The organism is Nonomuraea montanisoli (genome assembly GCF_013363975.1).
Lineage (GTDB): Bacteria > Actinomycetota > Actinomycetes > Streptosporangiales > Streptosporangiaceae > Nonomuraea > Nonomuraea montanisoli.
In genome coordinates, this window is the sequence record NZ_JABWGN010000016.1 from 1 (window position 1) to 21,330 (window position 21,330).

A 21,330-nucleotide genomic window follows, 5' to 3' on the forward strand; every position below is an offset into this window, starting at 1 on the left:
GATCGGCGGGCTGGTGCAGATCCCGTGCATCGAGCGCAACGCGGTGGCCTCGATCAAGGCGATCACCGCGGCGCGGATCGCGCTGCGCGGCGACGGGCGCCACTTCGTCGCCCTGGACAAGGCCATCAAGACGATGCGCCAGACCGGCGCCGACATGCTGGACAAGTACAAGGAGACCTCACGCGGCGGCCTGGCCGTCAACGTCATCGAGTGCTGAGCTGCCCGGCCCTCGACGTCATCGGGTGGTGAAGCGTCCGCCCGTCAGTCCCTCTGGAGGGGCGGGCGGGCGGCGCTTCAGCGGCGGACGTGGATGCGGACGACCGTGCCGGTGTCGTCGTCGCGGACCTCGCGGCGGATGCGCCCCACGATCTCCTTGTCCAGCTTGCCGACCATCGCGCCCACGTCGGCCGATGGAGCGCAGGTGATGGCGATGCGCAGGTGGTCGCCGTCGCCCACGACGCGCACCCCCGTGCGACTCAGCCCCTCCACGTCCTTGAGGCCCACGCACAGCATGGCCGTTCCCGTGCCCGAGCGCACGCCCTGACGCCCCCAGCCGAGGCAGAGCAGCAGCCACCGCAGCGCGACCAGGCCGAGGAGCATCAGCCCGAGGGCCGCGGCCCACAGCGTCCACTGCTGCTCGGCGACCAGCCGCGCGGTCTGCTCGGGCAGCACCTTGGCCCGCGGCGACAGCCCGCCGAGCCGGTCGTCCGCGCGCAGCCACACGTACGCGCCGACGAGCATCAGCACCGCGCCCACGACGGCCAGCCCGACCCGGTTCCCGGCGTACTGCCTCACCGTCCGCCCCTCCCGCCCGTCCGCGCCGTGTCCCGTGCCGGGCTCACCAGCTCCTCCTTCTGCGCAGCCGGACCACGACCTCGCCGGTGCCGAGCGTGCCCACGCCCGCGAGCCGGTCCCCCACGGCGGCGCCGACCTGCCGGAGCATCGCGCCCGTGCTCTCCGCGGCCGTCGTCACGGTGACCTCGATGGTGCGCTTGCGCAGCCGTACGCGTGCCCTGGACACTCCCTCGACCTCCTGGGCGACGGCGCGCAGGGTGCGGCGCAGGCCGATCCGGGTGATGCCGATGACGATGCCGGGATCGGACGTCTCGACCGGCACCAGCCGGCAGCGGCCGGGCATCGCGGCCAGCAGCAGCAGGGCGGCGCCCGCCGCGACGGTCCACGCCGCCCCGGCGCGCAGCTCGTTCCAGGAGTGCCGGCCGGCCAGGTCGATCAGACGTTCCAGCGGCACCCAGCCGAGCGGCTTGCCCACGAGCGCCGCGACGATCTCGGCGGCCGACAGGCCGAGGCAGGCGGTGAGCGTCAGCGCGACGACCGTCCCGGCCGGGGTGCGCGCCGGTTTCAGCGCCCGGGTGGAACGGCGGAGCGGACTGTCCTGCGCCTCCAGGAGGACGCCGGGCAGGAGCTGCTGGAGACTGCTCATCACACCGACCACAGGTACACGGGCCGGGCATCGGATGGATCATGCCCTCGCCGCCGGTTTGCCCGATCATTACGACGACCCCGAGCAACATGAACTTCCCTCATGTTCAATTGCCCGATATACGGTTACGCTGCTGATATGGACGCCCGCCCCCGTTACGATCGTGCCACCGCGCCCCTGGACCCGCCGTTCGCCATCCTCGATCTCGACGCCATGCGGGCCAACGCCGCCGACCTCGTGCGACGCGCGGGCGGCAAGCCGATCCGGGTGGCGACCAAGTCGATCCGCTGCCGTCCGGTGCTCGAACGCATCATGGCCATGGACGGCTTCCGCGGCCTGATGGCCTTCACCCTGCCGGAGGCGCTGTGGCTGGCGCGCTCCGGGTTCACCGACATCCTGGTGGCCTACCCGACGGCCGACCGGGCGGCGCTCGCCGAGCTGGCGGGCGATCCGCGCCTGGCGCGGGAGATCGCCGTCACCGTGGACTCGGTCGAGCACCTGGACTACGTGGACGACGCCGTGGCGGACCTCCACCCCCGCCCCGAGATCCGGATATGTCTGGACATCGACGCGGGCTATGTCGCCTTCGGCGGGAAGTTCCGGGCAGGCGCGTTGCGCTCCTCGGTGCGCGAGCCCGAGCAGGCGGCCGACCTGGCCGCCGAGATCGCCAAGCGGCCCGGGTTCCGGCTGGCCGGCCTCATGGCGTACGAGGCGCAGATCGCGGGCGTCGGCGACGACCCGCCCGGCAACCCCGCGATGACCCGCGCCATCCGCCTCATGCAGCAGCGCTCGGCGCGCGAGCTCATCCTGCGCCGAGGGCGCATCGTCAACGCCGTACGCCAGCTCTGCGACCTCGACTTCGTCAACGGCGGCGGCACCGGCTCCGTCGAGCGGACCGTGCGCGAGAAGGCCGTCACCGAGGTCGCGGCCGGCTCGGGGTTCTTCCATCCGCGCCTGTTCGACTTCTACCGGTCCTTCACCGGACGCCCGGCGGCGCTCTTCGCGCTGCCCGTGGTCCGCCGCCCGGGACCGGACACGGTCACGGTCCTCGGCGGCGGCTACCTCGCCTCCGGCGCGCCCGACCTCAGCCGCCTGCCCCAGCCGTACCTGCCGCCCGGGCTGCGCTACGCGCCCGACGAGGGGGCCGGAGAGGTGCAGACCCCGCTGCTCGGCAAGGCGGCCGAGGACCTGCGGGTGGGCGACCGGGTGTGGTTCCGGCACGCCAAGGCGGGCGAGATGTGCGAGCGCTTCGCGGCGCTGCACCTCATCGAGGGGGACGAGCTCGTCGGCACGGTCCCGACGTACCGCGGCGAGGGCAGGACCTTCCTCTGACCTCGGCCCGCCACCACGCCGCCGCCGGGGAGTCACACCCCGGCGGCGCCTGGCCGGGACGGCGGCTCAGCGGCGGCGGCGCTTCCAGAGCATGACCGCGGCGCCCAGCACCAGCACGGCCCCCACCCCGATCAGCACGGGCCCCAGCTCGGGCGGCTCGTCGTCCCACTGCCGCTCCAGGTCGTCGCCCGTCGCCGGCCGCCGCGTCACCCCCAGCGCGTCGCCCACCGACGCGACGAAGTACCCGGCCCGCGCCTTCATGTCGGCGACCGTGCGCTCCTTGACCCGCTTGGGGCTCACGCGGTCGGCGATGGCGTCGACCGTCTGTGCCAGCTCCGCCCGGGTCTGAGCGATCCGGCGCTCCAGCTCGTCGGGATCGGTGTCTGCCATGGCTCTCCTTTCGACCACGCTCGTGATCAGTCTGTCAGGTCGCTACCGGGTACGGCACGGCGGGCGGACGGCATGGCGGCCCGGTAGGTTTTGCTGGACGTACTCAGGAGGACCCATGACCGAAACCAAGCTCGCGCCCGGCGACGCCGCGCCCGAGTTCACGCTACCCGCAGCGGGCGGAAACACCGTCTCCCTGGGCGATTTCCGGGGCCGGCGCGTGATCCTCTACTTCTACCCGGCCGCCATGACGCCGGGCTGCACCAAGCAGGCGTGCGACTTCCGCGACAACCTGGCGCAGCTCACCGCCGAAGGATTCGTCGTGCTCGGCGTGTCCAAGGACAAGCCCGCCAAGCTGGACAAGTTCGTGGAGCGCGACGCGCTGACGTTCCCGCTGCTGTCCGACCCCGAGCTGGAGGTCCACAAGGCGTACGGCGCGTACGGCACCAAGAAGCTGTACGGCAAGGAGGTCGTCGGCGTCATCCGCTCGACCTTCGTCGTCGACGCCGACGGAAAGATCGAGCAGGCGCTCTACAACGTGAAGGCCACGGGGCACGTCGCGTCCCTGAAGAAGAAGCTCGGCCTCGCCTGACCCGCCCGGGGGCGGGCAGCGCGTCCGAGTAGGCCGGTACGCCGGCGCCCGGCCCCCGGAACCCTTCCCGGGCCCGCGCCCTCGCCGTCATGCGCCTTCCGCTCTCCACCAAGCACGACATACCTGAAAGATCGCGATAAATTGCGCAGAACGTATGGCTCACCGGGAAATGTCAGTGCCCTTTCCTGCGCTTGGTGCCATGGCGCCTTATATCAAGTACACGCGTGAGCTGCTAGAGGAGGCGGCGGCGGCTTCCGTGAGCGTGGCCGACGTGCTGCGCCGTCTCGGCGTCAAGTGGACCGGTGGGAGCCATGCGCACATCAGCCGCCGCCTCAGGCACTACGGCATCGACACCTCGCATTTCGTGGGCCAGGCCCACGGCCGCGGGAAGCGCTCCCACAGCATGAGAGCGCACGAGCAGATTCTCGTGCTCCGCCCTCCCGAGTCGATACGCGAGAAGGCGCCGACACTGCGCCGGGCACTACGGGAAGCCGGGGTTCCCTACGCCTGCGCAGCCTGTAGGATTGACGGGACGTGGCAGGGAAAGCCGCTTACGCTCCATGTCGACCACATGAACGGGAATTGGCTCGACAATCGCCTGGAGAATCTGCGCTTTCTCTGCCCGAATTGCCACTCCCAGACCGACAATTACGCCGGTCGGGGAAAGGCGACCAAGGGGTCGTAGCCCAATGGCAGAGGCGCAGTCTTTAGGTGGCTGTAAGTGTGGGTTCGAATCCCACCGGCCCTACATCTCGTCCCGGAGTCTGTCCGGGGGTGGAGGCGTCGGCAAGGCGATGGCGAGGGAGGCTGCGTCCCGGGGACCGGGTCGCGCGGCGCTTCCTCGTCGCCGCGCGACCCAACTTCGCGATCATGATCCGCCATCACGATCTCCCTTTACTGCCCCGTACGGGGCGCTCCCAAGGTCAACTATGCCCGTGGAGCCGTAAGGCTGGCGTAAGACCGGGACGAATGTCAGACCTGGGTCGTACACCGACTTCCACCTTCAGGCGGACACAGCTCCAGTAGGCCGTACATATCGTATGGATGTGTTCGGCAGGGTACATGCATGGTCCAAGCGCCATGCCAAGGTGATGGACGCCCTCCGGGGAGCGCCTCTCGCACTGCTGGCGCTGGTGACCGTCCGGGCGAACGTGACGGGGACCGGCGCGTCGCTCCATCTGGCCCAGTACGTGGTCCTGTCGGCCCTGCTGATCGTCCCGCTGCTGTGGCAGCGGCGCAGGCCGCTGGAGACGTTCGCGGCCGTGTCGCTCGTCTCCTTCGGGCAGTGGGCGCTCGGCTTCGACCCCGTCCCGGCGAACCTGTCGGTGCTGCTGGCTCTGTGGTCGGTGGCCTACGGGTGCGCGTTCCGATGGGCGCTGGCGGCCGGGCTGATCGCCGAGCTGGGCGTGTACCTGGTGCTGGTGCACTGGCACACGGTCTCGTTCAGCATGTTCTTCAGCGGCTCCATCTTCGTCGTGACCACCTGGCTGACCGGCCTGTACGCGAACACGCGCCGCCGCTTCCTGGAGGGTCTGGAGGAACGCGCCGAGCGGGCCGAGCGCGAGCGCGACCAGCAGGCGCGGCTGGCGGCCACGGCCGAGCGGGCGAGGATCGCCCGCGAGCTGCACGACGTGGTGGCCCACAACGTCAGCGTGATGGTGGTCCAGGCCGACGGCGCCGGCTACATGATCGACCGCGACCCCGAGCAGGTCCGCCAGGCCGTGCGGAACATCTCCCGCACCGGCCGCGACGCGCTGGCCGAGATGCGGCGGCTGGTCGGCGTGCTGCGCGCGGACCCGGAGGACGGCGGCGCGGACGGCGACGGCGCGGGCGGCACCGACTACACCCCCCAGCCGAGGCTCGCGCAGCTTGAGGAGCTGGTGCGGGGCGCGGGCGTCCCGGCGCGGCTGCGGGTGACGGGCCCGCCGTGCGACCTGCCGGAGGGCCAGCAGCTCGCCGTCTACCGCATCATCCAGGAGGCCCTGACCAACGCGCTCAAGCACGGCGGCCCCGGCGTGCGGGCGCTGGTGGAGCTCACGTACGGGCGCGCGGAGCTGGTGGTGCGGGTGACCGACGACGGGCGGGGCGCCGCTGCGCCGCGCAGCCACGACGGCCACGGGCTGGTCGGGATGCGCGAGCGGGTCGGCATGTACGGCGGGGCGGTGTCGGCGGAGCCGCGCCCGGGCGGCGGGTTCGAGGTGCTGGCCCGGCTGCCCGTTCCCGCCGGGAGGGCCGCCTGATGAGCGGCGCCGGGAGCCCGCGCATCCGGGTGATGCTGGTCGACGACCAGCAGTTGCTGCGGGCCGGTTTCAGGATGGTGCTCGGCGCGCAGCCCGACATCGAGGTGGTGGCCGAGGCGGGCGACGGGGCGCAGGCGCTGGAGACGCTGCGCGGCGCCGACGTGGACGTCGTCCTCATGGACGTGCGCATGCCCGGCATGGACGGCGTCGAGGCGACCGCCCGGATCCGCGGCCCCAAGGTGCTCATCCTGACGACCTTCGACCTCGACGAGTACGCGTTCGCGGCGGTGAAGGCGGGGGCGTCGGGGTTCCTGCTGAAGGACGTGCCGCCGGACGACCTGGTGAACGCGATCAGGGCCGTGCACGCCGGGGACGCGGTCATGGCGCCCAGCACCCTGCGGCGCATGCTCGACCGGTTCGCCGCGAACCTGCCGGACCAGGCGCCGCCCGACGACGCGGGGCTGACGCCGCGCGAGCGCGAGGTGCTGCGGATGGTGGCCCGCGGGCTGTCGAACCTGGAGATCGCCGCCGCGCTGGAGGTGGCCGAGGCGACCGTGAAGACACATCTGGGGCGGGTGCTGGCCAAGCTGGGGCTGCGGGATCGGGCGCAGGCGGTCGTGTACGCGTACGAGGCGGGGCTCGTCGTGCCGTCCCACCGCCCGCGCCCCTGACCCCCACGCCCCTTCGCGAGCTCGCCGGATCGGCCGAAAGGTTGACCGCCGTCATCTGGCGGCTTATACGAAATCCCTCCTCAGGGCCCATTTTTCTCACACATCTCCCTCATAGCGTGAGTCGCGTTCCCCAACCCCTCGAAGGAGCGAACGTGACCATCACCGAGACCGAGACCGGGAGCCGGCGCCGGGCCGCCCCCGCCGTCGTGGCGCGCGGCCTGACCAAGGTGTACGGCCAGGGCGACGCGAAGGTGTACGCCCTGCGCGAGGTGGACGTGACGTTCGAGACCGGCGCGTTCACGGCCATCATGGGCCCGTCCGGCTCGGGCAAGTCCACGCTGATGCACTGCCTGGCCGGGCTGGACACGGCCACGTCGGGCACCGTGCGCATCGGCGACGTGGAGCTGACCGGCCTCAGCGACAAGCGGCTGACGCTGCTGCGCCGCGAGCGGATCGGCTTCGTGTTCCAGGCGTTCAACCTGCTGCCGACGCTGACCGCCGAGCAGAACATCCGCCTTCCCCTGGAGATCGCGGCCCGCCAGGCCGACCAGGTGCTGTTCGACCGGGTCGTGGAGACCGTCGGCCTGCGCGACCGCCTCGGCCACCGGCCGACGGAGCTGTCCGGCGGCCAGCAGCAGCGCGTGGCCGTGGCGCGGGCGCTCATCAGCAAGCCGCAGGTGATCTTCGCCGACGAGCCGACCGGCAACCTGGACTCGCGCAGCGGCGCCGAGGTGCTGTCGTTCCTGCGCGCCTCGGTGCGGGAGCTGGGGCAGACGATCGTCATGGTCACGCACGACCCGGTGGCCGCCGCGTACGCCGACCGGGTGATCTTCCTGCGCGACGGCGGGCTGGTCACGGAGCTGACCGCGCCCACGCCGCAGTCGGTGCTCGACACGCTGATGAAGCTGGAAGGCTGAGATGCTGAGGACCACGCTGGCCGGCCTGCGGGCGCACCGGCTCAGGCTGCTGCTCACGTCCCTGGCGATCACGCTGGGCGTGGGGTTCATCGCGGGCACGTTCGTGCTGACGGACACCATCGAGGCCGGCTTCGCGCAGAAGGTCACGGCCGACGCCGGAAAGGTCGGCGTGGCCGTGCTGACCGAGGGGCCGGACGGCCGCCTGCCCGCGGCGCTGCTGGAGGAGGTGCGGGCCCTGCCGGGCGTCACGGACGCGCAGGGCGTCGTCCGCGGACCGGCGCCGCTGATCGGCAAGGACGGCAAGACGGCCGGCAACGCGCCGACGACCGCCCTGTCGATCGCGTCCGGGCCGCTGAACCGCGTCGTGATCGTCTCGGGCACGGGCCCGGGCTCCGACGACCAGGCGGCGGTGCTCGACGAGAACACCGCCAAGGCCCAGGGCCTCAAGACCGGCGACACGATCACCGTGCTGGACCCCCAGGGCCGCAAGCGGACGTTCCGCCTGGTCGGCCTCCTCGACCCGGGCGTGGACCAGGAGCTCGCCTACACCGGCGTGGTCGGCTTCACCCCCGCCATGGCGCAGCGGATGACCGGTGAGAAGGGCTTCCGCGAGATCGACGTCGCGGGCGCCGACCCGGCGCGGCTGCGGACCGCGGTCGCCGCGGTGGCGGACGGCTCCGGCCGTGAGGTGGTCACCGGAGAGCAGCTCGCGGAACGGCTCGCCCGGCAGGCCGGCGTCGAGACGAAGGCGCTGACCGTGGGTCTGCTCATGTTCGGACTGGTGTCCATGCTGGTGGCGGCGCTGGTCATCTACAACACGTTCACGATCCTGGTGGCGCAGCGCACCCGGGAGATGGCGCTGCTGCGCTGCATCGGCGCGACGCGGGGCCAGGTGTTCGGCTCGGTGCTGCTGGAGTCGGCGGTGATCGGGGTGCTGTCGTCGGTGCTCGGGCTGCTCACCGGTTACGGGCTGGGCGCGGCGACGCTCGCGGTCCTGGGCGCTCTGGATGCGCCGCTGCCGACCGGCGCCTCCGTGCGGCTGGCGCCGGGCACGATCGTCATCGGGCTGGCCGTGGGCCTGCTCGTCACCGTCGGCTCGGCGGTGCTGCCGGCCCGCACGTCCACGCGGGTCGCGCCGGTGGCGGCGCTGCGCACGCAGGTGGAGGAGCAGGTGTTCCGCACCGGCCTGATCCGGGTGCTCGCCGCGGGACTGTTCCTGCTGACCGGTCTGGGGCTGGCCGGGGTCGGCGCGCTGGCGCTGGAGCCGGGGCAGCAGGTGTCGCTGGTCGTGGTCATGGCCGGGGGCGCGGTGACGTTCCTCGGCGTGATGATCCTCGGGCCCGTGCTGGTCAGGCCGCTCAGCGCGGTCATCGGGGCGGTCCCGGCCCGGCTGTTCGGCGTGCCGGGACGGCTGGCCGTGGACAACTCCGGCCGCAACCCGAAGCGGGCGGCCACCACCACGGTCGCGCTGACCGTGGGCGTGACGCTGATGACGCTCATCTCCGTGCTCACCGCCTCCACCCGGGTGACGCTGACCGCCAAGCTGGACGACCAGTTCCCCATCGACTACATGGTGGCCACCCAGGAGCGCGACTCCACGATCCCCCGCTCGGTCGGCGAGGAGCTGCGGCGGCGGCCGGAGCTGGCCTCCGTGGTGCAGGTGCGCTTCGCCGAGGCGAAGGTGAGCGGGTCGAAGGGCGGCGCGAGCCGCCTGGAGGTGGGCACGTACAGGGGGCCGATGGCTCCTCCCGTGACGGCGGGCACGATGCGCGGCCTCGGCGACGGTCAGGTCGCGGTCGCGGACGACGTGGCGGGGCGGCTCGGCGTCCGGGTCGGCGACTCGCTGTCGGTCGCCACCGGGCGGGCCAGGGCGGTCAGGCTCGCCGTCGTCGCCGTCCTGAACGCCTCCGAGTCGACGCTGCCGGAGCTGACCGTGGCCGAGGGCGCCTTCGACCGGTACTTCGGCGCGGTGCCCGACTCCCGGCTGATGATCGACGCCAGGGACGGCGTGGCGCCGGAGAGGTCCCGGGCGGTGGTGGACGCGGCGACCGCGGCGTACCCGACGGTCAAGGTGTCCAGCTCGACCGAGGTGCGCGGCGAGTTCGACGAGACCCTGGACATGCTGTTGATGATCGTCACGGGACTGCTGGGGCTGGCCATCCTCATCTCGCTGCTCGGCATCGCCAACACGCTGTCGCTGTCGGTCCACGAGCGGACCCGGGAGTCGGCGCTGCTGCGCGCCCTCGGCCTCACCCGGCCGCAGCTACGGCGGACGCTCTGGGTGGAGGCGCTGGTGCTGGGGCTGATCGGGGCGCTGGTCGGGGTCGTGCTGGGCGCGGTGTTCGGGTGGGCCGCCGTGCGGGCCATGATCGACGGGGCGGTGTACGCGGTGCCGTACGGGCAGGTCGCGCTGTTCGTGGCGCTGTCGGGGGTCGCGGGGGTGCTGGCGGCGGTGCTGCCGGCGCGGCGCGCGGCCCGCGCCTCGATCGTCGGCGCGCTGGCGAGCGGCTGATCCCGGCTCACTCCTCGATTGCGACGCGCTGGCGAGCGGCTGATCCCGGACTGTGCCTCGCTTGCGGCGCTCTGGCGAGCGGCTGCCCCGTGGCGCGCGCTGTGAGGAGGTCTTCTCAGCGAGGGGTACGGCCGGGCCACAGCTCGGCCACCGTCTCCGGGTCGAGCAGCGGACGGCTCACGATCTCCCCGGACACCCGGTCGATCACGATGCAGCCGCCCCCGACGGTGCCCGGCAGCGTGGCCGGGTCGTCGGGGTCGGGCTCCCGGATCCACGCCACGTACCCCTCGCCGAACCCGTGGACCCCCACCCGCACGGGGTCGTCCACCGGCCGGACCCCGTTGAAGTACTCCTCCGCCACCGCCCGGGCCTGGTCGAGGTCCACGGCGCTCACCCCTGCCCGCCGCGGGTCACCGCGGCCGCCCGTACCGGTCGACGATGACGCAGAACACCCCGGTCACCGTCGTGTAGGGAGGATCGACCGCCATGTGGCCGCGCTGGGCGTCGATCCAGATGACCTCGCCGCCGAAGTTCACGGCGTTCCACGCGTGGGAGCCGCCGCCGGGCCAGCGCACGACGATGATGGCCGCGGCCCCGTGCCCGGCCTCGATCAGCCGCCGCGCCACCAGCGGGTAGGCGTGCCGCCCGTGCCCGGCGTACTGGAACCGGTGCCCGACCCAGCGCTCGATCCTGGCCGCGCCGCCCGTCTCGCCGGTCAGCACCGGGCGGCCGAGCCGGTCGTACTCGGGGTGCCGGGGCGCCGCGGCGGCAGGCTCGCCGTGCCAGGTGGACAGCACCGCGAGCGCGCAGTCGGCGGCGTTGGAGGCCCGGAACGGGTCGTCGGCGGGGCCGCCGCCGTTGATGAGCCTCACCCAGGTGCCGCGCGGGTCGGGGAAGCGCGTGCCGGGCGGGACGGCCCGGCGCAGGTCGTGCTCGACCTGCGGGTCGGGCCGCGCCAGCCCTCCCGCGGCGCCGTACGGGCGGCAGTCGGCCAGCCGCGGCGGCCTGGCGGGCCCGTCGAACCAGTCGGGGGCCGCCACGGGCCTGCCCGGGTCTCCCCCGCCCGACGCCGCCCACCCGGCCGGGCCCGTGGGGGGCCGATGACCGGGGGCCGCCCACGCCGCCCGGAGGCCGTCCGGCGCGGATTCGCGAACGTCGTGCCGCATGGTCTCCGGTGCGGCGCTTCTCGTGGGATCCCCGATGAGGTGGCTCGTGGCGTCGCTGACGAGGTCCCTCGTGGCCTCCCCGGTGAGATCTCCCCTGACGTCCCTGGTGAGGTCTCTCCTGGCATCCCGGTTGAGGTCTCTCGGGGGAGCCGGCGCGAGGGCTTCCCAGGGGTCGCCGCCTGCGGGGTCACCTGTTCGGGTGTCTCCGGGCGCGGCACGCCCCGCCGGGGACGTCGCGCCGGCCGCCCCAGGCCGGACGTGCGACGCCGAGGGCGGGGCCGCCGGGTGAGCGAGGGCTGCCTCCGCCTCCAGCCGCGCGGACGAAGGGGCCGCGGACGCCTCCGACCGCGCAGGCGAAAGGGCCGCGGACGCATCCGACCACACGGACGAAAGGGCCCCCGACGCATCCGACCACGCGAACGAAGGGGGCGCGGAGGCGGCCGGCCGCGCAGTCGGAAGGGGCGCGGAGGCGTCCGGCCGCGCAGTCGGGAACGCTGTCGGCGCGTCCGGCAGGAGCGCGGGCGGGAACGCCGTCGCCGGGTCCGGCAGTAACTCGTCCGGCGGGCGTTCTCCCAGGAGCACGGCGAGGGCCGGCGATCGGTGGTCCGGCGCGGCCGGGTCGGGCGGGCCGGGGTCGGTGGGGGTGGGGGCGGCGGCGCGCTCGTAGTCGCGCCACCGCACGCCGTCCCCCACCACCGGGTCGTAGCGCCCTCCGGGAAGGACCCACCGGGCGCGGGACTTGCGGTCGCGGGTCACGTCCTGCCTCCTGTCGTGCTCGACGCCGATCGTAGGGCCGTCGTCCCGGCCAGGAGGGGCACTCGGCAAGTTCGGCCGCCACGATCCACCCGCCTTACCTGCACAAACGCGGAGAAGCGGGACAGCGCGGACCCGTCAGGCGACCTGCACCGTGATCGTGTGCCAGCCCGTCGCGCCGTCCGGGGCGGGCGGCTCCTGCTGCTCCCCCTGGGTACGGCCGGCGGCGTCCGTGGCCCGCACCTCGATCGTGTGGCGGCCGGGTGCGGCGTCCCAGTCGAGCGCCCACTGCCGCCACGTGTCCGGTCCCGGCACCGCGGCGAGGCGCGCCCGCCGCCACTCCCCGCGGTCCACGCGCACCTCCACGGCCTCGATCCCCGTGTGCTGCGCCCAGGCGACCCCGGCGATGGTCGTCCGGCCCGATCGCAGCGTGGCCCCCTGCCGGGGCAGGTCGATGCGGGACTGCGTCTTGATCGGCGCCTTGGCGGCCCAGCCGCGCGGCGTCCAGTATGCCTCGTCCCGGTCGAAGCGCGTCACCTTCACGTCCACCACCCACTTGGTGGCCGAGACGTACCCGTACAGTCCCGGCACCACCTGCCGCACCGGGAAGCCGTGGTCCACGGGCAGCACCTCACCGTTCATGGCCACGGCGAACAGCGCGTCGCGCCCGTCCATGACCACGTCCACCGGGGTGCCGCAGGTGAAGCCGTCCTCGGAGGTGGACAGCAGCATGTCGGCGCCGGACTGCAGCCCGGCCTCGCGCAGCACGTCGGCCATGCGGACGCCGAGCCAGCGGGCGTTGCCGATGTACTCGCCGCCGACCGGGTTGGACACGCAGGTCAGCGTGATGTCGGCCTCCGTGAGGGGGCGCCGCAGCAGGTCGTCGAAGGTCAGCTCGATCGGCCGGTCGACCATGCCGTGGACGCGCAGCCGCCAGGCGCGCGGGTCCACCTGGGGGACGACGAGCGCGGTGTCCACCCGGTAGAAGTCCCGGTTCCTGGTGACGAAGGGGGACAGGCCGCTGATGCGGAAGTCCGTCCCGGCGGGCAGCGGCGCCGCGGGTGCGGCGGGTGCAGGCAGCGCCAGGCCACCCCTGGCGGTGTCCACGGCCTGGCGGCTCCCGAGGGCCCGCCCGAGCACGGTGGCCGCCCCCGCCGCCACCACGCCGCCCGCGACACCGGTGAGCAGCCTGCGCCGGTCGAACCCGCCGGCTCCGTACGCCCCGGGCCGCATCACCACGGGCCGCATCACCACGGGCCGCATCACCACGGGCCGCATCACCACGGGCCGCTCGACCTCAGGCCCCGGCCCCGGCTCCGCCTCCGGCCCCGGTCCCATCGGCGTCCCGGGCTCCCCCTCCACCGCGCGATCGGCGACCGTCCGATCCGCATCCGTTCGGTCGGCGTCCGTCCGATCCGCGTCCGTCCGATCCGCGTCAGCGTCAGCATCCGCGTCAGCCGTCCCGTACGCGACGGCCGCCCGGGAGGCGAGACCCGTGCGCCGGACGAGCGCCCGGAGGGTCCACATGCCGGCCGCCACGCCCACCACCGTCGGCACCACCCACGCGACCCCGGCCCCCGGCCGGGTCAGCACCGCCAGCACGCCCACGACGCCGAACGCCACGAGCCCCGCGTAGCCGTACACCGGCCGCCACCTGGCCGCGATCCCCAGCGCCGCGGCGATCAGGGCCAGCACCACGAGCACGCCCCCGACGAGGACGGTCTTGTCGTTGGCCCCGAACGTGTTGATCGCGAAGTCCTTGACCGGCGCGGGCGTCAGGTCCACCGCCACGTCGCCGACCGCCACCACCGGGAACGTCTTCGGCCCGACGATCGCGGCCGCGAGCTGGGCGATCCCGAGCGCGACCGCCCCGGCCGTCAGGCCCGCGAGCGCGCCCGCCCACGCGGGCGCCCTGTCTGTCCTCTGCACGGTTCCGACGCTACGCCGGGCTGCGCCCTCCGGTTCTTACACGCCGGTTACGGGACCCCGGTGAGTCGCCGGAGGACACCGGTGCGGCACGTCAGGAGGACGGCGACAGCAGCTCGCGCACCAGCGGGGCGAGGGCGCGGAAGGCGCGGCCCCGGTGGCTGATCGCGTCCTTCTCCTCCGGCGCCATCTCCGCCGTCGTCCGGGTCTCGCCGTCGGGCACGAAGATCGGGTCGTACCCGAACCCGTGGGACCCGCGCGGCGTGACGACCAGCCGCCCGGGCAGATCGCCCTCGACCACCCGCGTCTCCCCCGACGGCAGCGCCAGCGCCGCCACGCACGCGAAGTGGGCCGTCAGCCGATCCGCGGGGACGTCGGAGACCTGCGCCAGCAGCAGGTCGAGGTTGGCCTGGTCGTCGCCGTGGCGGCCGGACCAGCGGGCGGAGAAGACGCCCGGCATGCCGCTCAGCACGTCGACGCACAGGCCGGAGTCGTCGGCCACCGCGGGCAGCCCGGAGCCTTGGGCGACGGCATGCGCCTTGAGCAGGGCATTCTCCTCGAACGTGACCCCCGTCTCGGCCACCTCGCCGATCGAGGGGAACTCCTCCAGGCCCACGATGTCGAACCCCGACAGGATGCGGCGCAGCTCGACGATCTTGCCCGGGTTGCGGGTGGCGAGCACGATCTTCATCGTCCGAGCGCCTCCGCCTGGATCAGCGTCAGCTCCTCGCAGCCGGCCGCGGCCAGGTCGAGCAGCTGGTCGAGCGCGCCGCGGTCGAACGGGGCGCCCTCGGCCGTGCCCTGCACCTCGACGAAGCTGCCGGAGCCGGTCATGACGACGTTCATGTCGGTCTCGGCGGCCACGTCCTCGGTGTAGCAGAGGTCGAGCATCGGCACGCCGCCGACGACGCCGACCGAGACGGCCGAGACGGAGCCGACCAGCGGGTCGCCCGGGCACATCTTGCGCTCGCGCATCCAGGCGACGGCGTCGGCCAGCGCGACGTACGCCCCGGTGATCGCGGCGGTGCGGGTGCCGCCGTCGGCCTGGAGGACGTCGCAGTCGAGCAGGATGGAGTTCTCGCCGAGCGCCTTGTAGTCGACGCAGGCCCGCAGCGAGCGGCCGATCAGCCGGGAGATCTCGTGGGTGCGCCCGCCGATCTTGCCGCGGACCGACTCGCGGTCGTTGCGCGTGTTGGTGGCGCGCGGCAGCATGGCGTACTCGGCGGTCACCCACCCCTGGCCGCTGCCGCGGCGCCAGCGCGGCACGCTGTCCTGGACCGAGGCGGCGCACAGCACCCGCGTGCCGCCGAACTCCACGAGCACCGAGCCCTCGGCGTGGGCGAGCCACCGCCTGGTTATGGTGATCGGGCGTAGCTGGTCGGGGGTGCGGCCATCCTGTCGAGACATGCACTTCACCCTATCTCCGCGCTGTGACACCCTTGACCGAAAGTGTCCACCACATGGATCCTTACGCAATGACAACGGGGGTGTTGCGGAGCCCTGACTTCCTCAGGTTCCTCAGCTCGCATGGGGCCAACGAACTCGGGTCGAACATCTCCCGGGTGGCGTTCCCGCTGGTCGCCGTTCTGGTCCTGCACGCCGACGCCCTTGAGGTCGGCCTGTTGTCCGCCCTGCAGACCGCGGCGTTCCTGGCGATCGGGTTACCCGCCGGCGTCTGGGTGGACCGCCTGCCCAAGCGCCGCGTCATGATGACGGCGGATCTGGCCAGGTTCGTGCTGCTGGCCAGCGTCCCGATCGCGTACGTGTTCGGGCTGTTGTCCATCGGGATGCTGCTCGTGGTGGCGCTGCTCGCGGGCACGGCGCAGGTGTTCGAGGACGTGGCCGACCAGACGTACCTGCCCGAGCTGATCGACCGGCCGAACCTGAGCGGCGGCAACTCCAAGCTCGAGTTCGTGCGTTCGGGGGGCGCGCTGGCCGGGCCGAGCCTGGGCGGGGTGCTGGTGCAGGCGCTCGGCCCGGTGCTGACGGTGCTCGCCACCGCGCTGGCCTCTCTCGGCTCGGCGCTCTTCATCGCCTCCATCAGGACCCCGGACCGGCGGGTGCGCCCGGAGGACCGGCGAAGCGGCCTGTGGGAGGGCATCCGCGAGGGGCTGGTGTTCGTCTGGGGCGACCGATTGCTGCGGGCGATCGTCGTCACGACCGCCGGCACGAACCTGTGCATCAGCGCCGTGCTCGGGCTGTCGGTGCTGTTCCTCTCCGAGGAGGTGGGGCTCGCGCCGGGGGTGATCGGCGTGCTGCTCATGTCGGGCGCGGTGGGCGGGCTGCTCGGCGGGCTCACCGGGAGCAGGCTGTTCGCCAGGTACGGCACCGCCCGGGTGACGTGGTTGTCGATCGTCGTGTCCTCGCCGTTCGGCCTGCTTCTCCCGATGACGCAGGCCGACTGGCGTGTGTCGTTCTTCACCATCACGTCGATCGCGCTGTCGTGGGGGGCGATCCTCTACGGCGTCGGCCAGCTCACCTACCGGCAGACGGTGGCGCCGGAGGGCATGCTGGGCCGGGTCAACGCCACGGTGCGCTTCGTCGTGTGGGGCATGATGCCGGTGGGCGCGCTGCTCGGCGGGCTCGTGGCCCAGCACCTCGGCGTGCGGACTGCGCTCTGGGTGTTCATGTGCGGCCGGCTGGTGTCGTTCGTGCCGCTGCTGTTCTCGCCGCTGCCGCGCATACGCGACTTCGACCAGGCCCGCGCCGAGTCATGACGGGCCTCCGAGCCGTGACGAGCTCTCAGGCCAGGTCGTAGACGGCGCCGCTACGCGCCAGCTCGATCGGGCCGCCGTAGCCGCCGCGGGAGGCGTCGTCGAGCACGGTGGCCTGGTCGTTCCAGGGCACGAGGTGCGTGAGCACCAGCCTTCCGGCGCGGGCCTTGGCCGCGTGGACGGCGGCCTGGCGGCCGGACAGGTGCAGGTCGGCGGGCAGCCCGGGACGGTCGACGAAGGACGCCTCGCAGAGCATGAGGTCGGCGTCCTCGGCCAGCTTGACCAGCTCGGCCGACTCGCCGGTGTCGCCGGAGTAGGCGATCGCCCGGCCGCCGTGGGAGACGCGGAAGCCGTACGCCTCGACGGGGTGGTTGACCAGGCGGGCCGTCAGCGTGAACGGTCCCACCTCGAACGTGCCGGGCGTCAGCGTCCTGAAGTCGAAGGCCGTCTCCAGCGCCGGCTCGTCGGGCATGCCGTACGCGGCGGCCAGCCGCTTCGAGGCGTCGGCCGGGGCGATGACGGGCACGCGGGGGTACGGCGCCTCGGGGCCGTACGTGCGGGCCACGTGGTAACCGCACATGTCGAGGCAGTGGTCGGCGTGCAGGTGGGACAGGCAGATGGCGTCCACGTCGTACAGGCCGATGTGCCGTTGCAGGACGCCGAGGGCGCCCGCGCCGAAGTCGAGCAGCAGCCGGAACCCCTCGGCCTCGACCAGGTAGCACGACGCGGGGCTGTCGGGGCCCGGGAAGCTACCCGAGCAGCCGATGATGGTCACCTTCATGTGGGCCTCCGTTGCTGGTAGTACCCCCCACTGGTGTGACTTCGACCGCGTCGATCTCCGGGCCCAGGAAACGCCGTCCCAGCTGGGCGAACAGCGTGGAGTCGCCGGTGGCGCGGAAGCGGTGCCGGGGGGTGACGTCGCTTCCGGCCGCCAGGCCACGGTCGTGCAGGATCCGATAGACGTCCTTGGCCGTCTCGTCGGCGCTGGAGACCAGCGTGACCTCGTCGCCGACGACATAGGAGATGGCGCCGGTGAGGAGCGGGTAGTGGGTGCAGCCGAGGATGAGGGTGTCGCACCCGGCCTCGCGGATCGGGACGAGGTACTCCCGGACCGCCTCGATGACCTCCTCGCTCGTCGTGTCCCCCCGCTCGATGTACTCGACCAGGCGTGGGGCGGCCACGCTGGTCAGGCGTACGTGGGGGGCGGCGGCGAAGGCGTCGTGGTAGGCCATCGACGCGACGGTGGCCCGGGTGGCGATCACGCCCACCTCACCGGTGCGGGTGGCCCGCACCGCGCGGCGGGTGGCGGGCTGGATCACCTCGACCACGGGGACGTCATAGCGCTCGCGCGCGTCGCGCAGCACGGCGGAGCTGGCGCTGTTGCAGGCGATGACGAGCATCTTGACGTCGTCGGCGACGAGGTGGTCCATCACCTCAAGGGCGTACGCGCGCAGCTCGGCGATGCTCTTCGGCCCGTACGGCTGGTGTGCCGTGTCGGCCACATAGGTGATGGACTCGTGGGGAAGCTGGTCGATGATCGCCCGGGCGACCGTCAGGCCGCCCACCCCGCTGTCGAAGATCCCGATGCTCGCGTCTGGCACGTCTCAGAGGGTAGGCGACCCGCGTCCCGCGCACTGCGTAAGAATGCTCACAGTGCGTTCGTGTCACCCCCGTCCCACGCGCGCCAGTTGCCGGGACTGCGCCACGAGGCGGCCCCGGGAGTCGCGCACCTCCACCTCCTCGTCGAACCAGCCGCCGGACACCAGCCGGCCGCTGCCGATGAGCGTGAGCCAGCCGGGTGCGGGCAGGGCGCGCAGGTGCCAGGTCAGGTCCACGGTGGGGGCCCAGCCGCGCGCCCCGGCGGAGAAGACCACGGGCGGGAGCGCGTCGACGGCGAGGGCGAGCACGTACGGGTCGGGGTCCTGGGGCTCGGCCATCCGGAAGTACGCCCGCGACTCGGGCCGGCCCGTGGGCCGGCCGCTCAGCCAGCCGATCGTGGGCGGGTCGAAACGCATGTCGAGCTGGGCGTTGAGCGTCATGCCGGACTCGGGCTTGGGGTCGGGCAGCCGGACACAGTCTTCAGGACGCGGCATGACATATCCCGTTTCATCGGCATACGTGGGCTCGTCGTCCTGGAGCGTGGCGGTCGTCACCAGCGCCTCGATCTGGGGGACGCCCTCCTGGACCAGCGACGCGCGGGCGAAGGCGACCGTCCTGCCCGCCTTGAGCTGCTCGACCCGGACCCGCGCCGGGCCGGCGGCCGGGGAGCGGTGGAACTGGGCGGTGGTGCTCACCGGGTGCTCGAACGGCGAGGAGTCCACCACGGCCCGCAGCAGCACGGCCATCAGGTAGCCGCCGTTGAGCGGCCCGCCGATGGCGTAGCCGGGGTCGAGACAGACGTCGTAGGTGGTCTCGTCGACCCTGATCGCCTGCGTGGCCTCGTCGAACTTGGTCATCAGCCCTGCCTCACACGGTACCGAACTATATTCTAGTAGCTCGCACACTCTACGCCATCGCGATGTCAGCGCACTCAGCAGGGGAAACGGCCGGCGGGACAAAGTCTTCAGTGCATTGCAAGCGCCCGTACAGCAACATCCGTTACTTTGCCTGTGGTCATAAGTCCACATTGTGAGTTGAGTGATGTCTGCGAATAATCCCCCTCATGGCCAGGATCCTGATCGGACGACGGCCTACCGCTGGAGCCAGGAGCAGCCCCCCAACCAGACCGCGCCGCTCGGCCAGCCGTACCCGCCGCAGCAGCCGTACGCGGGCGGTCAGTACGGCCAGCAGGCCCCGTACGGGGAGCAGGCGTCCTCGGGGCAGCAGCCCGGCTACGGACAGCAGCCCGGCTACGGGCAGCAAACTGGATACGGGCAGCAGCCCGGCTATGGGCAGCAGCCCGGGTACGGGCAGCAGCCGTCCTACGGCCAGCCCGCGTACGGACAGCCCGACCACGGCCAGGCCGCCTTCAGCCAGCAGGCCGGCTACGGCCAGCAGCCGTACGGCCCGCAGCAGGGCGGCTACGGCCAGCAGGACCACCTCCAGCAGGGCTACGGCCGGCAGGACCAGCAGGGCCACGGCCAGCAGGGATGGCAGCAGCAGGGGCCCGAGGGGTTCGGTCCCGCGCAGCCGGCCGGCAAGGGCCGCAAGGGCTGGATCATCGCCGTGGCCGCCGCCCTCGCCGTGGTGCTGCTCGGCGGCGGCGCCGTCTGGGCCGTGGGCGCGATCGGCGGCGGCGGCACGCAGCCGCACGAGGTGCTGCCGCCCAACGCGATCGCCTACGCCCGGCTCGACCTGGACCCGGCCGCCAACCAGAAGCTGGCGCTCTTCCAGATCGGCCGCAAGTTCTCCGTGACCAAGGACGCCTTCACCGGCGAGGACCCGCGCCAGGCCCTGTTCAACGCCCTCAAGAAGGACGGCGGCGACGACAACCTGGCCAAGATGGACTTCGCCCGCGACGTGGACCCGTGGCTGGGCAGCCGGATCGGCATGGCCGTGATGCCGCCGGCGGCCGGCGGCAAGGAGCCGGAGTTCGCGGTGGCCGTCCAGGTGAAGGACGAGGAAGCCGCCAAGGCCGGCATCGCGAAGCTGATGGGCAAGGACGAGAAGTACGGCATCGCCTTCCGCGACGACTACGCGCTGCTCACCGACGAGCAGGCCAAGGCCGACAAGTACGCCGCCGAGACCGGCAGCCTGGCCACCGCCCCCGACTTCTCCGACGACCTCGACGCCGTGGGCGAGCAGGGCGTGCTGTCCTTCTGGACCCGTCTCGGCGAGATCGGCAAGCTGGCCACCGAGGACATGAACGCCGAGGAGGCCAAGGCGCTGGAGCAGGTGAAGAACGCCCGCTTCGCCGGCGCGCTCCGCTTCGACAGCGCGTACGCCGAGCTGGCGGGCGTGGTGCGCGGCGCCGAGGGCTTCGTGGACGGTGACCTGGAGGGCGCCAAGCTGAGCACGCTGCCCGCCTCCACCGCCGGCGCGCTGTCCATCTCGGGCCTCGACCAGATCGTCACCAAGAAGTGGGCCGACATCGAGAAGTCGATGGCGGCGACTCCCGGCGGCGCCGAGTTCAAGCAGTTCGTCGAGCAGGCGAAGCAGACCTACGGCCTCCAGCTCCCGGACGACCTGGCCACGTTCCTCGGCAAGAACCTCACGGTGGCCGTGGACAGCGAGGGTCTCGACAGCGACCAGCTCAAGGGCGGCGTCCGCATCGTCACCGACCCTGCCAAGGCCCAGGCCGTCTACGACAAGGTCGAGAAGGTCATGACCTCCAGCGGCCAGCCCGCGCCCAAGCTCGCCAAGGTCGCCGGGGACGGCGCGTTCACGGTGGCCACCACCGACGAGTACGCCAAGAAGCTCGCGGAGGAGGGCACGCTGGGCGACAGCGAGACCTTCACCACGGCCGTCCCGGACGCCGACAAGGCCACGTTCGCGGTCTTCGTCGACCTGGACAAGGTGGAGAAGTACTACCTGAAGGACATGGAGGGCGAGGACAAGGCCAACGCCCAGGTGCTGCGCGCGGTCGGCCTGAGCGGCACGCAGACCGCCACGGACGCGACGTTCTCCCTGCGGCTGCTGTTCAACTGACCCTCCGAGGGTGACGCACGCGAAAGGCGGCCGGCTCCACGCCGGCCGCCTTCGTCGTTCTCCGGGCTTCGTCGTTCTCCGGGCTTCGTCGT

Annotated in this window: 21 protein-coding genes and 1 tRNA gene; 11 read left to right on the plus strand and 11 right to left on the minus strand. The window is 72.8% G+C overall.

Annotated elements, in window-relative coordinates; genetic code table 11:
* The coding region (locus tag HTZ77_RS34745) for an L-serine ammonia-lyase, iron-sulfur-dependent, subunit alpha (RefSeq protein WP_175593990.1) at positions 1-217 on the plus strand (217 nt) is incomplete at its 5' end.
* Positions 218-294: 77 nt separating this feature from the next.
* Here HTZ77_RS34745 and HTZ77_RS34750 read toward each other — a convergent pair.
* Both HTZ77_RS34750 and HTZ77_RS34755 read right to left on the minus strand, forming a co-directional pair.
* Positions 295-795: a hypothetical protein gene (locus tag HTZ77_RS34750; protein ID WP_175593991.1), complete on the minus strand. Its 501-nt coding sequence runs from the start codon at positions 793-795 to the stop codon at positions 295-297.
* A gap of 43 nt (positions 796-838) precedes the next feature.
* Complete coding sequence (locus HTZ77_RS34755; protein ID WP_175593992.1) at positions 839-1,441, minus strand: DUF6286 domain-containing protein; 603 nt, start codon at positions 1,439-1,441, stop codon at positions 839-841.
* Between the two features lie 138 nt (positions 1,442-1,579).
* On the opposite strand from HTZ77_RS34755, the gene HTZ77_RS34760 reads away from it, so the two are divergent.
* On the plus strand, positions 1,580-2,773 hold the full coding sequence (locus HTZ77_RS34760; RefSeq protein ID WP_175593993.1) for an amino acid deaminase/aldolase: 1,194 nt from the start codon (positions 1,580-1,582) through the stop codon (positions 2,771-2,773).
* A gap of 66 nt (positions 2,774-2,839) precedes the next feature.
* Here the strand turns inward: HTZ77_RS34760 and HTZ77_RS34765 are convergent, their stop codons facing one another.
* Positions 2,840-3,163, minus strand: a complete 324-nt coding sequence (locus tag HTZ77_RS34765; protein ID WP_175593994.1) for a DUF3618 domain-containing protein — start codon at positions 3,161-3,163, stop codon at positions 2,840-2,842.
* A 115-nt stretch (positions 3,164-3,278) separates the two neighbouring features.
* Between HTZ77_RS34765 and bcp the strand changes: the two genes are divergently transcribed.
* The 7 genes from bcp to HTZ77_RS34800 all read left to right on the plus strand — a co-directional run bounded on the left by bcp (position 3,279) and on the right by HTZ77_RS34800 (position 10,092).
* Positions 3,279-3,752: a thioredoxin-dependent thiol peroxidase gene (gene bcp, locus HTZ77_RS34770; protein ID WP_175593995.1), complete on the plus strand. Its 474-nt coding sequence runs from the start codon at positions 3,279-3,281 to the stop codon at positions 3,750-3,752.
* 199 nt (positions 3,753-3,951) lie between these two features.
* Positions 3,952-4,437, plus strand: a complete 486-nt coding sequence (locus HTZ77_RS34775; protein ID WP_205304356.1) for an HNH endonuclease — start codon at positions 3,952-3,954, stop codon at positions 4,435-4,437.
* A tRNA-Leu gene (locus HTZ77_RS34780) sits at positions 4,428-4,500 on the plus strand. Before HTZ77_RS34775 ends, HTZ77_RS34780 begins: the two co-directional genes overlap by 10 nt.
* A gap of 292 nt (positions 4,501-4,792) precedes the next feature.
* Entirely contained in the window at positions 4,793-5,992 is a 1,200-nt protein-coding gene (locus tag HTZ77_RS34785; protein ID WP_456237991.1) for a sensor histidine kinase, read from the plus strand.
* Positions 5,992-6,663, plus strand: a complete 672-nt coding sequence (locus tag HTZ77_RS34790) for a response regulator (RefSeq protein ID WP_235995620.1) — start codon at positions 5,992-5,994, stop codon at positions 6,661-6,663. The genes HTZ77_RS34785 and HTZ77_RS34790 overlap by 1 nt, the downstream gene beginning before the upstream one ends.
* 152 nt (positions 6,664-6,815) lie before the next feature.
* A complete protein-coding gene (locus tag HTZ77_RS34795; RefSeq protein ID WP_175593997.1) occupies positions 6,816-7,580 on the plus strand; it encodes an ABC transporter ATP-binding protein in 765 nt (254 codons plus the stop codon).
* A gap of 1 nt (position 7,581) precedes the next feature.
* Positions 7,582-10,092 (plus strand): ABC transporter permease, encoded by a 2,511-nt coding sequence (locus HTZ77_RS34800; RefSeq protein ID WP_175593998.1) that lies wholly within the window; start codon positions 7,582-7,584, stop codon positions 10,090-10,092.
* A 115-nt stretch (positions 10,093-10,207) separates the two neighbouring features.
* Here the strand turns inward: HTZ77_RS34800 and HTZ77_RS34805 are convergent, their stop codons facing one another.
* From HTZ77_RS34805 to rph, 5 genes are all read right to left on the minus strand, one after another.
* Complete coding sequence (locus HTZ77_RS34805) at positions 10,208-10,477, minus strand: hypothetical protein (protein WP_175593999.1); 270 nt, start codon at positions 10,475-10,477, stop codon at positions 10,208-10,210.
* Positions 10,478-10,502: 25 nt separating this feature from the next.
* Positions 10,503-11,132: a toxin glutamine deamidase domain-containing protein gene (locus HTZ77_RS34810; RefSeq protein WP_328808945.1), complete on the minus strand. Its 630-nt coding sequence runs from the start codon at positions 11,130-11,132 to the stop codon at positions 10,503-10,505.
* 1,017 nt (positions 11,133-12,149) lie between these two features.
* On the minus strand, positions 12,150-13,940 hold the full coding sequence (locus HTZ77_RS34815; protein WP_328808946.1) for a molybdopterin-dependent oxidoreductase: 1,791 nt from the start codon (positions 13,938-13,940) through the stop codon (positions 12,150-12,152).
* Between the two features lie 91 nt (positions 13,941-14,031).
* Positions 14,032-14,628 (minus strand): RdgB/HAM1 family non-canonical purine NTP pyrophosphatase, encoded by a 597-nt coding sequence (rdgB, locus tag HTZ77_RS34820; protein ID WP_175594001.1) that lies wholly within the window; start codon positions 14,626-14,628, stop codon positions 14,032-14,034.
* On the minus strand, positions 14,625-15,344 hold the full coding sequence (gene rph, locus HTZ77_RS34825; protein ID WP_175594002.1) for a ribonuclease PH: 720 nt from the start codon (positions 15,342-15,344) through the stop codon (positions 14,625-14,627). Before rph ends, rdgB begins: the two co-directional genes overlap by 4 nt.
* A gap of 68 nt (positions 15,345-15,412) precedes the next feature.
* Here rph and HTZ77_RS34830 point away from each other — a divergent pair, with 68 nt between their 5' ends.
* Positions 15,413-16,654 (plus strand): MFS transporter, encoded by a 1,242-nt coding sequence (locus HTZ77_RS34830; protein WP_235995621.1) that lies wholly within the window; start codon positions 15,413-15,415, stop codon positions 16,652-16,654.
* Positions 16,655-16,679: 25 nt separating this feature from the next.
* Here HTZ77_RS34830 and HTZ77_RS34835 read toward each other — a convergent pair whose 3' ends face one another.
* The 3 genes from HTZ77_RS34835 to HTZ77_RS34845 form a co-directional block, all read right to left on the minus strand.
* On the minus strand, positions 16,680-17,432 hold the full coding sequence (locus HTZ77_RS34835) for an MBL fold metallo-hydrolase (RefSeq protein WP_175594004.1): 753 nt from the start codon (positions 17,430-17,432) through the stop codon (positions 16,680-16,682).
* Entirely contained in the window at positions 17,401-18,252 is an 852-nt protein-coding gene (murI, locus tag HTZ77_RS34840; RefSeq protein ID WP_175594005.1) for a glutamate racemase, read from the minus strand. The genes HTZ77_RS34835 and murI overlap by 32 nt, the downstream gene beginning before the upstream one ends.
* 63 nt (positions 18,253-18,315) lie before the next feature.
* Positions 18,316-19,107 carry a thioesterase family protein gene (locus HTZ77_RS34845; RefSeq protein WP_175594006.1) on the minus strand — a complete coding sequence of 264 codons (792 nt, stop codon included), beginning with the start codon at positions 19,105-19,107 and terminating at the stop codon, positions 18,316-18,318.
* A 184-nt stretch (positions 19,108-19,291) separates the two neighbouring features.
* On the opposite strand from HTZ77_RS34845, the gene HTZ77_RS34850 reads away from it, so the two are divergent.
* Positions 19,292-21,238, plus strand: a complete 1,947-nt coding sequence (locus HTZ77_RS34850; RefSeq protein ID WP_175594181.1) for a DUF3352 domain-containing protein — start codon at positions 19,292-19,294, stop codon at positions 21,236-21,238.
* Positions 21,239-21,330 lie beyond the last annotated feature (92 nt).